The sequence below is a fragment of the Saccharothrix texasensis genome (assembly GCF_003752005.1).
GTDB lineage: Bacteria > Actinomycetota > Actinomycetes > Mycobacteriales > Pseudonocardiaceae > Actinosynnema > Actinosynnema texasense.
The window spans coordinates 6,042,009-6,055,906 of the sequence record NZ_RJKM01000001.1 but is presented as its reverse complement, the minus strand read 5'-3'; the positions used below and the strand labels follow the sequence as shown (position 1 = coordinate 6,055,906).

The following is a 13,898-nucleotide window of genomic DNA, read 5'->3' as shown; positions in this document are numbered from 1 at the left end:
GCCTAGACGCCCGGTTGCGGCTGCTGGACCGGCGGTGGCGGCACCTCGACCAGGCTCCCGTCGGCCAACAGGTCACGCACGGAGCTCGCCAGGAAGAAGCCCGTGCCGCCGCCGACCTGCCCGAACCACGGCACCGCGACGCCCTTCAGCGCGGGCACCGGCTTCTGCACCCGGTACACGTGGTAGCGGCGGTTCAGCCAATCCGGTGGCAACGATCGGTGGCCGAACATGGTCCCGGCCGTGTACACGAGGTTGCCGAGCTCAGCGCCGAACCGGTCGATCTCGGCCCCGACGGGGATGACCACGTTCTCGCGGTCGCGGAACAGCGACAGCGGCGGCTCGTCCGGCATCGGCTGGATGTCCGCGACCGGCAGCACCAACGCGCCCGTCTCCGCCGCCGCGCGCGTGCGGTCCAGGTCGGCCCGCCACAGCAGCTCGGCCAGCAGCACCTTCGCCGCGTCCACCGCGTGCTCGTACACGCGCGGCCGGCCGTGCGGGCCGCGGCTCGAGTCCCAGAACTGGACCTGCCAGCCGGTCGGTCCCGGCGCCGGCTCGACGACCAGCGCGTCGGGCTTCGGCTCGACGATCCCGTACTCGGACGGGTCGACCCCGAAGTGGTCCAGCCGCTCCTTGAGGTGGTCGAGCGCGCGCTGGTCGACCTCGGTGACCACGCGCGGCCGGTGCTCCGGCAGGGGCGCGCCCTCGGCCTGCCCCGTGGCGACGGCGGAGGCCGCCCGCTCGGCCTCGGCGGTGACCGGCGGCACGGCGTAGCCGTGGTCCCGGATGTGCTGCACGAGCTGCGGCACCGGCGGCACGTGGTGGTTGCGCAGGTAGTACGCCACCCCGCCGGGCCACACCCACGTGCCGTCGGTGTGGAAGGACAGCGGCACGGACGGGGTGGCGTCCGGCTTGAGCGCGTCCGGGCCGTAGGAGCGCGCGGCCAGCACGACCGGCGCGTTCTCCAGGTAGGCCAGCACGTCGTCCAGCTCCTGCGGGTGCACGGCCGGCCGGTCGTGCGCGACCGGGTCCGGCCCGTCGAACAGCGGCGCGGCGATCACCCCGGCCTCGGCGGAGCCGAGTCCCGCGCGGTCGCGGAGCCAGGCCGGGATCGCGTCGTCGTCGCGCGGGTAGAGCTCCAGCTCCTCGGCGTAGTGCCGCTCGGCGGGCGGCCGCGTCCAGTCCGGCTCGGCGTCCCGGTCGAACTCCGCCGAGTACGTGTCGGGGTGCACGAGGTGGAACTTCAGCGTGAACCACGTGCCGTGACCCGGCCGCGCCATGCCGTCGCGCAGCTGCACGAAGAACGGCAGCGCCTCCGGCGGCAGCTCCCAGTCGAACGACGAGCCGTACATGGTCAGCCCGGAGACCTGCGTCTCCAGGTGGCTGCCCACCATCCGGAAGTCGACGAAGAGCTGCTCCCAGTCGCCGGGCAGTCGCTGCACCAGCAGGGTGGTGACGGAGCCGAGGATCGCGTTCTGGTCCTCGACGTCCAGCTGCGGTGCGGTCATGCGTTCTGCTCCTCGGTGCTGGTTCCCTCGGGGCTGGTTCCCGCGGTGCTGGTTCCCTCGGGGCTGGTTCCCGCAGGCCGGTCTTCCCGCGGGTCGCCTGCCGCCTCGACCAGCTTGGCGCGCAGCCAGTCGGGGACGAAGGCCTCGTCACGGGGGAAGACCTGGAGGTCGCGGGCGAAGTCCGCGGCAGGCACGGGCGGGTCGAACCGCGGGTCGTGGTCGAAGTTGTAGGTGATGTCGATGCGGACCGGCGCGTTCACCACGCAGCGCGCGGAGAACCACGTGCCGCGGCCCGGCTGGTACAGCACCTGCCGCATCTCCTGGAACGCGGCGTTCAGCCCCTCCGGCGGCATCACCTCGGGGGTGGCGCCGTCGGGCAGGTAGACCTTCAGCGTCGCGTCCTGCACGGCCACGGTCATCCGCACCAGCAGGTCGATCCGCCGGAAGCCGTCCGGAGCAGCGTCCAGCAGCATGCCGCCGATGTGCTGGAGCAGCTCGTCGTGGCGCTGCTCAGAACTCGGCCGGCCAGAGGGCTGCGTTGTGCTCATTCGGGTAGCTCCTGACGTAGATCTCGGTCGTGCCGTCGGCGAGCGTCACACGCCACCGCGTCTGGTAGGTGTGCGGGTGGCGTTGCAGCGGGTCGCGCAGGGCGAACGTGTCGATCATCTCGACCGTACCGCCGGACTTCATGAACTTCGCGCGGTCCCGCTCCATCCGGTGCCAGGTCTCGGCGGTGACGAACGCCGGGCGCTCGTTGCCCTGGTTCTGGTCGCGCTGCTGGCTCGACTGGTTCGCCGCCTCACCGGGACCGCCGGTCTCGTTGCCCTGGTGGTGCCCGCCGTCGGACAGCTTCTTGCCGTCCCCGTCGACCTCGCCGTGGTTGCCGACGTCGATCTGGGCGCTCCCGTCGCGCCGGATCGCGCCACCGGACTTCAGGTCGGGCCGGCCGGTCGTGGCGACCGTCTCGCCGTCGCCGTTGGTGCGACCGCGCCACGCGTCGTTGTCGGCGACCAGCACCGCGTTGGGCAGCGGGTTGTTCAGGTCCGGGCTGAACGGCCGGAAGGTGTGCACGTGCGAGGCCGCGCCGTCGGGGCCGGTCTGGAACGTGCCGTAGCCCTGCTTCTTGTGGTCGTCCAGCACGAACCGGGTGTCCGCGGGCAGGTCGGCGCGGCCCGCGAACGGGTCGGCGTTGGAGAACGGCCTCGTCACCGCGGCGCGCTGCTCCGGCGTCCAGCCGCTGGTGTCGCCGCTGACCACGTTCACCGAGTAGACGTACCCGTCGTCGGTCTTGGTGCGCTGCATCGCCAGCCGGACCTCGCCGTTGGCGGGCGTGGGCCAGGTCTGCGCGGGGTGCTCGGCCTTGCCGAGGCCGTAGAAGCCGTCGGACGTCACCCGGGCGTCCGCCGGGGCCTGGGTGATCTCGGTGTTGACCCGGCTGCGCTGACCCGAGTGGGTGTCCTCGAACACCACGTGACCCGACTCGTCGGTGAGGAACCGGCCCCGGTGCTGGCCGTGCTCGTCGGTGACCACGTACTCGGTGCTCGCGTCGTGCACCTGGCCGGGCCGGCTGAACGGCTCGCCCTGCTTGAGGTCCGTGACCGGGGACTGCCTGGTCGTGGTGGGCTCGGTGCGCTCCACCGCGTGCTGAGGGTGGCCCTCGGCGTTGGTGGTGAACTCCTGGTGCAGGGGGCCGCGGTCGATGTTGTAGTTCGTGCCCTGCGAGGTGTGCTGGACCTCCGGGTTGCGGACGTCGGTCGACAGGTAGTCCGGCGCGGCCACCCACCTCGGCTTGCCGTCCGCGTCGGTCTGCACCGTGCCGCGGTACGTGCCATCGGTGTCGTGGACCTCCATGCGCGTGTTCGGCGGGAGGTCGGTGCGCGCGGTGAACGCCTCGTGCGGCCTGGGCGCCAGCGGGTGGTCGCGGTCGATCCTCTGGCGGCCGTTGGCGGGCTCCGGGACGGGCTCGATCATCACCGCGCGGTCGACGGTGACGGTCCGGTCGCCGATCTTGATCGTGTCCTGGGTGGTCTGGCGGGTGCCGTCGGCGTTGGCCACGAACACGTCGTGCCGGTGGCCCAGCTCGACGCGGTAGTGGGCGTTCGGCGCGGGGTGCCGGACCTCGGGGTTGTCGCCGAGCCGGGTGTTCGGCGCGATGGCGTCGACGTGGACGTTGCCGTCGGCGTCCACGTGCACGACGGTGCGGACGTTGCCGTCCTCGCCCTGGACCGTGATCCGGGTGTCCCTCGGCAGGTCCTGGCCGCTCTGGAAGAGCGACTGGTCGTCGCGCAGCCGCACCTGCTGCTCGTGCGAGGTCTCGGGCGCCGTCCACGGCTGCTGGACCTGCGGCTCGATGTCGAGCCGGCCGCGGTGCTCCTGGCCGTCGGTCGCGAGGTCGCCCTTGGGCTCGTGGCCGGGCGGCATCCCGTTCTCGCCGGCCGGCGCGTGCGTGCCGTCGGGCTCGAACGCGTGCCAGCCGCCGTCGGGCGGGAGCTTCGGGCCGGCGCCCGACTCGTCGGGCCGGCTGGCGTAGACGTTGCCGTCGCGGTCGGACCAGGCCAGGGTGTCCGGCGCGATGACCTGCTGACCGGTCTCGCGGGCGACGTGCGCGGCCAGGCTGTTCTCGCCGCCCGCGCCCGCGTCGCAGCCGACGAGCATGATCGGCCGGTCGGCGAGGTCCGGGTGGTTGTTGATCAGCTCGACCAGCTCGGCGCGGGTGTAGTGCGTGTCGCCGATGCGGACGCCGTCGCCGTCGGTGTGGATGTCGAGGACGACGTGGTTCTCGTTCGCGGGGATCCGGCCGGCCAGGTCGCGCAGGCGGTCCTCGGTGTGCAGCGCGACACCCGAGTCGGTGACCTGGCTGTTGCGGATCGCCTGGTCGACGCGCTGGGAGACCTCGCCGAGCGGGATCGGGCCGTGGTGCGAGACCGGGCCGAGGTCGGGGTTCGGGGTGAGGTTCGCCGGCGGGTCGGCCGAGGTGTAGTCGTCGAACGCGCCGTTCCGCGCGTCGGCCACCGACACCGGGTCGGGCGTGCGGACGTTGCCGTCGCCGTCGAACGTGCCGAAGTCGGGCGGCAGCACGCGGCCGTCGGCCGGGGGCACGCTGACCTCGTGCAGGACGCCGAGGTCGATCAGGCGCTGGACGCTCATCTGGCCCGTGGACGGGTCGGCGAGGGCGCCGTCGAGGACGGGCTGGAGCTGGCGCGCGCCGCCGTTCTGGTCGAACGCGGGCGCCACCTGGGCCAGCTCGACGGTGAGCGGGGCGTCCAGGACGTAGACGTGGTAGCCCTTGCCGAGGCTGTCCGGCATGATCGCGCGCTCGCCGAACCCGTACGCCTGGCCGTCCGGGCGCAGCGGGGAGAGGAAGTCGCCGTTGGGGCTGCCGAACCGGTCGAGCACCGTGCCGGCGGGCAGCTCCACGACGACGCGCGGGCCGTCCGCGCCCTGGTTCGGCGGCCAGTCGATGCTGCCGTCGGGCTTGGAGTGGGCGTCGCGGAACGACTGGTAGTCGCCGTGCGGGCCGTAGGGCTGGTAGGTCGGCTCGATGAGGGCGGCGGCGCGCTGGTCGTACGTGCCGACGGACTGGTCCGTGGGACCGGTGCTCTCGTGGACGGGGACGTACGGGCCGTCCTGCGAGAAGCCCGGCACCACGCCCGCGGGCTGGTTCCAGACGTTCTTCTCGGGGAACGGGTCCGCGCCGGCGTCGGTCTTGGTGTCGGTGCCGGTGGCCGGTTTGGTGTCGGTCTCGGCGGGCCACTCGTGACCGGCCGCCGGGGTGTGCTCGTCACCGGGTTCGCCGACCAGGTCGCTCGGCGTCTCGGTGCTGTCGGTCCGGTCGGTGCTGTCGGTTCCGGGGGTGTTGTCCGCAGTGTCGGACGGGGTGGTGTCGGACGGCGTGGTGTCGGTCGGGGTCCTGCCGGCCGGCGTGCTGTCGACCGGGGCGCTGTCCGGCTTGGGCGCGTCGGCGGCCGGCTTGGGCCCGTCGCTCGACGGCGTCGGACCGTCCGTGCCGCGCGAGGCGGGAGCGGGACCGTCGGTGCGGATCGGAGCCGTCGGCGGTTGCGCGGTGGTCGGCTGGGCCGACCGTGCCGCGGGCTCCGGCGTGCGGGTCGGGGCGGACGCCTCCGGCCTGGCCGGTGCGCCGTGTTGCGGACCCGCGGACGCGGGAGCGGGCGCGCCGGGCTGCGGCCCGAACCCACCGGGCTGCGGTCCGAAGCCACCGGGCTGCGGTCCGAAGCCACCGGGTTGAGGCCCGAACCCACCGGGTTGCGGGGCCGGCGCGGAGGTCTGAGGCGGCGTGGTGGACGCGGGCCCACGCTGCTCGGGAAACGACCCGTGACCGGTCGTGGGCAGCGGTTGGACCGGCGCCCCGGTCAAGGAGCTGGCGTTGACGGCGTCGTTCCCGCGCCCGTGCTGATCCCGGGCGGGAGACGAGCCGGAGGACGCGGGAGGAGCGGCCGGGTCGGCGGTGAAGCCACTGGCCGCAGGCGCGGCGGGCCCGCGCCCGCCGGCGGGCGCGCCACCGGCCGGAGGCGCGACACCTCCGGCCGCACCCGCCATCGGCGCACCCGCCGGCGGCGAACCGGCAGGCGTGGAAGGAGCAGGCGCGGAAGCAGAAGGCGCAGGACCGGCAGGCGCGTGACCCGAAGGCGCGGAACCAGGAGTCGACCCACCCGGAGCAGCACCACCGGGCACAGCTCCGCCGAGCGGCATCCCACCGGCGACCACACCGCCCGCGACCGGCCCGCCGTGCGCAGCCCCACCACCAGGCACGCCACCCGGCGTCGGACCACCAGCAGCCGGACCACCAGCAGCCGGGCCGCCAGGCACCGAACCACCGGGCACCGGACCACCGGGCGTCGCGCCACCAGGTGTGGCACCACCGGGAACCGCCCCGGGCGTCGGACCACCCGGCACCGAGCCGGGCGTCGGACCACCCGGTGTGGCACCACCGGGCAGAGCCCCGCCAGGAGTCGAGCCACCAGGCACGGGACCACCCGGCGTGGCACCACCGGGCGTCGGGCCACCGGGCGTCGAACCACCCAGCGGTGAACCACCAGCCGTCGAACCACCAGGCGTGGCACCGCCACCCGGCACACCACTGCCCGGCGAGCCAACCCCCGGCGCACCCGCACCAGGCGTCGGGCCGGCGAACGAAGAAGGACCGAACGGAGCACCACCGGCGGCGGGACCGCCGGGCCGGAGGCCGGGCGCGGCGGACGAACCGGGAGGCGTCGCAGCCGGGGCCGCGCTCACCCCGTTCGGCGGACCGCCGTTCGTGCCCGGCGTGAACGCGGGCCCGCCGGCGGGCACCCCACCCGGCACCCGGGCGGCGGCAGCGCCCGGCGTCGAGCTGGGGGCCGAACCCGAACCACCGGGCGCGCTGCTCGGAGTCGGGCCGCCGGAAGTCGGGCCACCGGGAGTCGGGCCGCTGGGAGCCGTGCCCAGCCGGCTGCCGATGGAAGGCCCGGTCGAACCACCACCGGGCGACGTCGGCACCGACGCGCCGCCGCGCCCACCGGGCGCCCCGGTGGTCGGAGCACCGCCGAAGGCCGAAGGCGCCGAAGCACCACCGGGCGAAGACCCGGCGGAATCCCCGCCGAACGAAGGCGGCGCGCTGACCCTCGGCCCCGGCGCGGGCGGCGCGGCCACGGACGAAGCCGCGGTCGTCCCGGCCGGCTGCCGGTTCAGGCCGTCACGGCTCACCGGCGGCCCGCTCGGAGCTCCCCCTGGCGAACCTCCCGGCACACCCCCCGGCGCACCACCGGGCACACCACCGGGAACGCCACCCGGCGTGGGACCCAGGTTCGGCGGACCGCCGTCCGGTCCACCGGCGTTGATCCGCGGCGCCTCGACGGAGATCCCCTCCTTCGCCCCGCCGATCCCGCCGGACACCGCACCGGCCGACGCGCCCATCAGCACGTCCCGCGCCGAGATGTCCTGCCCCATCGCGGCCGCCGTGCCCACCGTGGACACCGCGCCCTCGACCGCGCCGCGCGTCGCGCCGACCGCCACCTGCCCGGCCAGCCCGCCGCCCTGGAACTTCAGCCCGCCCGACACACCGCCGACCAGCCCGGACACCGCGCCCGACACCGCCGCCTCGGTGGTCTTGCCCCAGTCCCACGACTCGCGGTCGCCGCGCGCCACCTGGATCGCCTGGATGGCCGCGTCGATGCCGACCGAGATCGCGACCTCCTTGAGGATCGCGATGATCAGCTGGCGGAAGGTGAACTGCACGATCAGCCGCGTCGCCTGCTGCGCGATCGGGATGCCGGCGGTCGTCGCGCCGAACGTGCCGAACGCCGCGGCGATCAGCGCGGCGATCTCGATCGCCAGCGCGATCAGCGACGCGATGATCGACAGCTTGGTGTACTCCACCTCCAGCGCGGTGTTGTCGCAGCTCTCCGCCAACTGCTCGCAGATCTTCTGCAGCTTCGGCAGGTAGGAGTCGTCACCGCCGGAGAACTTCTTCCAGTACTCCTCGAACGCCTTGACGGCCTCACCGGTCTGGCTCGCGTACACGGTGGACGCCGCGCCGTTGCCGTCGTCGATGACCGACTTCACGCCTTGCGCGGCCGTGCGGTAGGCGTCGGCCATCCGCCGAAGCGCCGTCTCGTCACCTTCCGGCCAGCTCTGCCCGACCACGATCGGGAAGAGCCAGGTGACCTCGCCCGGGATCTCGATGCCCACCGCAGTGCCCCTCAGTAAGTCCGGGAGATCCCGGTCGCGTTGCCCTGGTCGGAACCCTCATAGGCATCGGCGGTCTGCTCGACCCCCGTGCGGATGTCGGAAAGGGCCTTGGCGAGGTTGCCGAAGGCCTCCAACGTCGCTTGCGAATTCGGCACGTACTGCTTGGCGAACGCCTGCCCCGACTCGTCGCCGCCCCAGCACTGGCCCTCGGACTGCAACGCCGAGTTCAACGCCTGCAGCACACCGCTCAGCGAGTCACCCGCCGCACCGAACTGACCCGCGCCTCGGCGCAGGCCGGACACGCTGACATCGAACCCGCTCACCAGCCACTCCTGTCCATGAAGGTGTCGCCGTCGTCGTCGTCCGACCGCGGCGCGGGACGACGCGGCTGCGTCGACGGCTGCGGCACGACGGGCGGCTGGGGGATGAGGTCGGCCAGCGACGGCACACCGGGCAGCATCTCCGACAAGTCGATGCTCGGACCCGCCTGCGCGGGCGCCAGCACCTCGTTCAGCTCGGTCCTGGCCTTGGCCACGGCCTGCTGCACCGTCTCGGCGGTGAGCCGGGCCAGCTTGTCGGGCGTGGTGCGCTCGAACGCGTTGGCGGAGAACTCCAGTGCCGTCAACGCGCCGGCGGAGTCGACGGTCGCGCGCACCGAGCCGTCCTTCGACACCGCGGTCGCCGTGATCGCCATGGCCTGCGCCTGCGTCTCGCGCAGCTCGTCGGTCTTCTTCCGCAGCTCGGCGAGGAGGGAGTCGACCTGCTCGCGCATGGCCGCGTTCCGCGCCTCCAACTCGGCACGTCGTCCTGTCGGATCGGTCACAGCGGTCCCCTCGTGAGCGCTCTCCAGAGGTGCTGACGCTAACCGAGGCCCGTGGGTTCCCGCGGATATTCGGCGGTGCGTTGTCGGTGGGTGCGGGCAGAGTGTCACCGTGCTCCGTCCGTACCGGGAACTCGCCGCGATACCCCACCTGCCGTCGCTGCTGCTGTGGTCGACGGTCGGCCGCATCCACCTGCCGGGCACGCCGCTGGCGGTGTCGTTCCTGATAGCCGGGTGGACCGGGTCGTACGCGGTGGCGGGCGTGGTCGGCGGCGCGTTGACGTTGGGCATGGGTGTCGCGGGCCCGCTGCGGGGACGCGCGGCGGACCGGAGCCCGGCCGGGCGGTTGCTGCTGGTCACTTCGGTGGGCTACGGCGTCGGCATCGCGGTGCTGGGCGTGCTGCCGGCCGTCACGCCCGGTGCGGCGTGGCCGTTGGCGGTGGTGGTGGCGTTCCTGACGGGGTTGTCCACACCGCCGGTGACGGCGATGAGCCGGGCGAGCTTCCCCCGGCTGGCGACGGGGCCCGCGCAGTCGGCGGTGTTCACCGTCGAGGCGTCCATGCAGGAGGTCATGTACATCGTCGGCCCGGCGTTGGCGGCGACCGTGGTGGCGGTGTGGAACGCGCAGGTCGCGCTGTGGCTGTGCGGTGCGCTGGCGGTGCTCGGCGCGCTCGGCTTCGGCGGCGCGCTGCGGCGGGCGGGGCTGGACCGGCCGGTGGCCCGGGAGGCCGGGCGCGGTGGTCGGACGCTGCTGCGCGACGGTTCGCTGGTCATGGCGCTGCTGACCGCGCTGTTCCTGGTGGGGTCGCTGGTGTCGATCGACATGGTGATCATCGCGTGGGCCCGTGACCTGGGCAGACCCGCGATGGCCGGGGTGCTGACAGCGGTGTGGGGTGTCGGGTCGGTGGTCGGCGGATTGATCGCGGGCGGGCTCGTCGGGCGGGCCCGGTTGGCCCGGCGGATGCTGCTGATGGCGCTGGGCGTCGCACCGCTGGTGCTGGTGCTCCCGCCGGTGCTCGACCCCTCCTCGGTGTGGTTGATCGGCGCGGTGCTGGTCGTGGGAGGCATGGCGATCGCGCCCGCCATCGCGGCGAACAACCAGCGGATCAGCGGCCTCGCGCCGGACGAGCGCAAGGCCGAGGCGTTCGGCTGGATGGGCACGTTCACCACGGCGGGTTCGGCGTTGGCGCTGCCGGTCGCCGGGTCGCTGCTGGACCACTCCGGTCCCGCCGCGGCGGCCGGGGCGAGCACGGTGGCGGCGCTGATCGGGGCGTTCCTGGCGAGCCGGGTGCGCGAGCGGAAGGCGGCGCCGGTTGGGTGACCGGGTTCGGGTGGTCGGCGCGCTGCTCGCGTTCGTGGGCGGGGCGTTCCTGGCCGTCCAGGGGCGGTTGAACGGCGAGCTGGGGCACGTGTTCGGCGACGGGTTCCTGGCCGCGCTGGTGTCGTTCGGCGGCGGGTTCGCGTTGTTGCTGCTCGGCGTGCCGACGACGGCGGCCGGGCGGGCCGGGTTGAGGCGGCTGCGGTCGTCGGTGCGGACCGGGCGGATCCGCTGGTGGCAGTGCCTCGGCGGGGCGTGCGGCGCGTTCTTCGTGTCCACGCAGGGGTTGACGGTCGCGGCGCTCGGCGTGGCGGTGTTCACCGTGGCGGCGGTGGGCGCGCAGGCGGTGAGCAGCCTGCTGGTGGACCGCGCCGGTGTCGGTCCCGCCGGGCGGGTCGCGTTGACCGCGCCGCGCGTGGCCGGTGCGGCGTTGGCCGTGGTGGCGGTCGCGGTCGCGGTGGCGGACGAGGCCGGTGACCCCTCGGCGCTGTGGCTCGCGCTGCTGCCCGCGGTGGGCGGGTTCGGGCTCGGCTGGCAGCAGGCGGTGAACGGGCTGGTGCGCGAGGCCGCGCGGAGCACCCGCGTGACCACCTTGGTCAACTTCGGCACCGGGACGGCGGTGCTCCTCGTCGTGTGCGCGGTCGACGTGGCGCTCCGCGGGCTGCCCGCGGCCGCGCCGAGCGAACCGTGGTTCTACGCGGGTGGCGCGCTCGGCGTGGTGACCATCGGCTCGGCCGTGCTGGCGGTGCGGTGGCTCGGTGTCCTGCTCGTCGGCCTGTGCCAGGTCGCGGGCCAGCTCGTCGGCGCGCTCGTGGTCGACCTCCTCGCTCCCGCCGCAGGTGAGCACGTGTCCGTGCTCGCGCTGGTCGGCACGGCGTTGACGCTGCTCGCCGTGGTGGTCGCCGCGTTGCCCGGCCGGCGGTGATGAGAGGATGAGGCACGTGACTGCGACGATCCTCAACGGCAGGGCCACCCGGGACGCGATCTTCGAAGACCTGCGGGCGCGGGTCGGCGCGTTGCGCGAGCGGGGGGTGACGCCGGGGCTGGCCACCGTGCTGGTCGGTGACGACCCGGGCTCCCACTCGTACGTGCGGGGCAAGCACCTGGCGTGCGAGAAGGTCGGCATCACGTCGATCCGCCGCGACCTGCCCGCGGACGTCACGCAGGCGCAGCTCGAAGAGGTGATCGACGAGCTGAACGCCGACCCGGCGTGCACCGCGTACATCGTGCAGCTGCCGCTGCCCAAGCACCTCGACCCGAACCCGATCCTGGCGCGCATCGACCCGCGCAAGGACGGCGACGGCCTGCACCCGGTGAACCTGGGCAAGCTCGTGCTCGGCGACGAGGCCCCGCTGCCCGCCACGCCGCGCGGTGTGGTGGAGCTGCTGCGCCGGTACGACGTGCCGCTGTCGGGCGCGAACGTCACCGTCGTCGGTCGCGGTGTGACGGTCGGCCGCCCCATCGGGCTGCTGCTGACCAGGCGCTCCGAGAACGCCACGGTGACGTTGTGCCACACCGGCACCAAGGACTTGGCCGCCGAGGTGCGGCGGGCGGACATCGTCGTCGCGGGCGCGGGCAGCCCCGGTCTGATCACGGCGGACATGGTGAAGCCCGGCGCGGCCGTGGTCGACGTCGGCATCACCCGCACCGAGGCCGGGCTGGTGGGCGACGTGCACCCGTCCGTGGCCGAGGTGGCGGGTTTCCTCGCGCCGATCCCGGGTGGCGCGGGTCCGATGACCATTGCGATGCTGCTGACCAACACGGTCGAGGCAGCCGAGCGCACGGCCTGAGGCGGGGAAGCGGTGGAGTTGTTGCCGGAGCAGCGCTGGCGGTCCGCGGCGGGCAAGCACCTGCCGTTCGCGCTGGTGCTCGTGGTCGCGGGGCTGGGTCTGCTGCGGATCGTCCAGTACCACTGGCGGCAGGGCGCGGTGCTGATCGGCGTCGCGCTGCTGCTCGCCGCGCTGCTGCGGGTGCTGGTGACCGACGAGCAGGCAGGGCTGATCGCGATCCGGGGCCGCAGCGTGGACGCGCTGCTGTACTCGATGCTGGGCTTCGCGGTGATCTTCGTGGCGATGACCATCATCGGCGGTCCGCTGGATCGGTGACCCGGCTCGGGGTGGCTCGGCTCGGGGCGGTCGCCTAGGCCCGCTCGACCAGTGCCGTGATCACCTCCGTCAGCTCCTCTTCCGGCAGCACGTCGGGCAGGGTCAGGTGCTCCACCATCAGGCCGCTCATCGCCAGGTAGAGCGACACCACCGTGGTGCGGTCGCCGGGTAGGCCCGCGTCCAGGTGGAAGCGGACGTTCTGCTCCAGGTTGTCGCTGATCGTCTTGGTCAACGCGGCCTGGAGCTCGGGGCGTCTGGTGGCCTCCAGTCTCAGCTCCAGCAGGGCCAGGTAGCCCGTGCGGTCGACCTGGAGGCGCCCCAGCAGTTCTTGCAGCAGGCGCACCACGAGGCTCTTGTCCGGTGGCGCGTCCATCGTCCTGGCCAGCCGCTGCGCGTCCGGCGTGAGCCGCACGTGGATGTGCTCGCCGACCTGCCGCAGCAAGTCGTCACGACTGGTGAAGTAGTTCGACGCCGTGCCGTTGGGCACCGCCGCCTCTTGGTCCACGGCGCGGAACGTCAGCCCTCTCGCGCCCTCGCGCGCCAACACCTCGATCGCCGCGTCGACCAGCGCCATGCGCCGGTTCGGGTTACGCACCACGATTCCTCCTTGACAACCACTCCGACCATAGTACTACAGTCGGAGTGGTTGCTGAAGCCTCGAATCCATCCGGACCACCCCGAAGGAGCCCCACCATGCGAACCCTCACCTACTTCGTCGCGACCTCGCTCGACGGTTTCATCGCCGACCCGAAGGGCGGTTACGGCGACTTCCTGTTCGAGGGCGACCACCTGACCGCCCAGGTCGAGGAGTACCCCGACACGCTGCCCGCACAGGCCCGGGAAGCCATGGGCATCGACGCGCCGAACCAGCACTTCGACACGGTCCTCATGGGCCGTGCCACCTACCAAGTGCCGGACGGCCTGCCGAGCCCCTATCCACATCTGCGCCAGTACGTGGCGTCGACCAGGCTGAACACCACCCCGGACGACGTGGAGGTCGTCGCGGATCCGCTGGCCAAGGTCCGTGAGCTGAAGGCCGAGCCCGGCGACTCGGGCATCTGGCTGTGCGGCGGAGGCAGGCTCGCGGCCGCCTTGCTGCCCGAGATCGACGAACTGATGCTCAAGATCCACCCGATCGTGTTGGGCAAGGGCATTCCGCTGTTCGCGGGCGAGTTCCCGACGGCCCGCTTCGCCAAGGCGTCGACCAGAATCTTCGACTCGGGTGTCGTCTTCGCGTCTTACGCCAAGGCGGACGTCGGGTGACCAGGAGCTGAGGGCCGGCGGTTGCCCGGCCGCATCGCCAACCCGGTACCCGCCAAGCTGATCCCGCGCCCGCCCGGGTCGTGCGACCTGGGCGGGTGCGGGATCAGGCGGCCGGGTCAGGCGACCCGGTCAGACGGCCCGGTCAGGCGGCGGGCGGCGGGTCAGGCGGCGGGTCAGGCGGCCCGGTCAGGCGGCCCGGT

The 13,898-nt window shown here is 73.5% G+C and carries 11 protein-coding genes; 5 read left to right on the top strand and 6 right to left on the bottom strand.

Annotation, left to right across the window (positions count from 1 at the left end):
* Positions 1–2: 2 nt before the first annotated feature.
* Genes EDD40_RS26785 through EDD40_RS26760 form a run of 5 tightly spaced genes read right to left on the bottom strand, consistent with a single transcriptional unit; the run spans position 3 to position 9,015 of the window.
* A complete protein-coding gene (locus EDD40_RS26785) occupies positions 3–1,505 on the bottom strand; it encodes a TNT domain-containing protein (RefSeq protein ID WP_123745371.1) in 1,503 nt (500 codons plus the stop codon).
* Positions 1,502–2,053, bottom strand: a complete 552-nt coding sequence (locus tag EDD40_RS26780) for a hypothetical protein (RefSeq protein WP_246037825.1) — start codon at positions 2,051–2,053, stop codon at positions 1,502–1,504. The genes EDD40_RS26785 and EDD40_RS26780 overlap by 4 nt, the downstream gene beginning before the upstream one ends.
* On the bottom strand, positions 2,016–8,192 hold the full coding sequence (locus EDD40_RS44470; protein WP_170185208.1) for a WXG100-like domain-containing protein: 6,177 nt from the start codon (positions 8,190–8,192) through the stop codon (positions 2,016–2,018). Before EDD40_RS44470 ends, EDD40_RS26780 begins: the two co-directional genes overlap by 38 nt.
* An 11-nt stretch (positions 8,193–8,203) precedes the next feature.
* On the bottom strand, positions 8,204–8,515 hold the full coding sequence (locus EDD40_RS26765) for a WXG100 family type VII secretion target (RefSeq protein ID WP_236594529.1): 312 nt from the start codon (positions 8,513–8,515) through the stop codon (positions 8,204–8,206).
* Complete coding sequence (locus tag EDD40_RS26760) at positions 8,512–9,015, bottom strand: YbaB/EbfC family nucleoid-associated protein (protein ID WP_170185207.1); 504 nt, start codon at positions 9,013–9,015, stop codon at positions 8,512–8,514. The genes EDD40_RS26765 and EDD40_RS26760 overlap by 4 nt, the downstream gene beginning before the upstream one ends.
* Positions 9,016–9,124: 109 nt before the next feature.
* Between EDD40_RS26760 and EDD40_RS26755 the strand changes: the two genes are divergently transcribed.
* Genes EDD40_RS26755 through EDD40_RS26740 form a run of 4 tightly spaced genes read left to right on the top strand, consistent with a single transcriptional unit; the run spans position 9,125 to position 12,435 of the window.
* The gene (locus EDD40_RS26755; RefSeq protein ID WP_123745369.1) at positions 9,125–10,333 is read left to right on the top strand and encodes an MFS transporter; all 1,209 of its coding nucleotides are present in this window, start codon (positions 9,125–9,127) and stop codon (positions 10,331–10,333) included.
* Positions 10,326–11,255: a DMT family transporter gene (locus EDD40_RS26750; RefSeq protein WP_123745368.1), complete on the top strand. Its 930-nt coding sequence runs from the start codon at positions 10,326–10,328 to the stop codon at positions 11,253–11,255. The genes EDD40_RS26755 and EDD40_RS26750 overlap by 8 nt, the downstream gene beginning before the upstream one ends.
* A gap of 16 nt (positions 11,256–11,271) precedes the next feature.
* Positions 11,272–12,120 carry a bifunctional methylenetetrahydrofolate dehydrogenase/methenyltetrahydrofolate cyclohydrolase gene (locus EDD40_RS26745; protein ID WP_211348242.1) on the top strand — a complete coding sequence of 283 codons (849 nt, stop codon included), beginning with the start codon at positions 11,272–11,274 and terminating at the stop codon, positions 12,118–12,120.
* A 21-nt stretch (positions 12,121–12,141) separates the two neighbouring features.
* Positions 12,142–12,435: a DUF3017 domain-containing protein gene (locus EDD40_RS26740; protein WP_201441671.1), complete on the top strand. Its 294-nt coding sequence runs from the start codon at positions 12,142–12,144 to the stop codon at positions 12,433–12,435.
* Positions 12,436–12,469: 34 nt separating this feature from the next.
* Here EDD40_RS26740 and EDD40_RS26735 read toward each other — a convergent pair whose 3' ends face one another.
* Entirely contained in the window at positions 12,470–13,033 is a 564-nt protein-coding gene (locus tag EDD40_RS26735; RefSeq protein WP_123745365.1) for a TetR/AcrR family transcriptional regulator, read from the bottom strand.
* A gap of 95 nt (positions 13,034–13,128) precedes the next feature.
* On the opposite strand from EDD40_RS26735, the gene EDD40_RS26730 reads away from it, so the two are divergent.
* Positions 13,129–13,698 carry a dihydrofolate reductase family protein gene (locus EDD40_RS26730; RefSeq protein WP_123745364.1) on the top strand — a complete coding sequence of 190 codons (570 nt, stop codon included), beginning with the start codon at positions 13,129–13,131 and terminating at the stop codon, positions 13,696–13,698.
* Positions 13,699–13,898 lie beyond the last annotated feature (200 nt).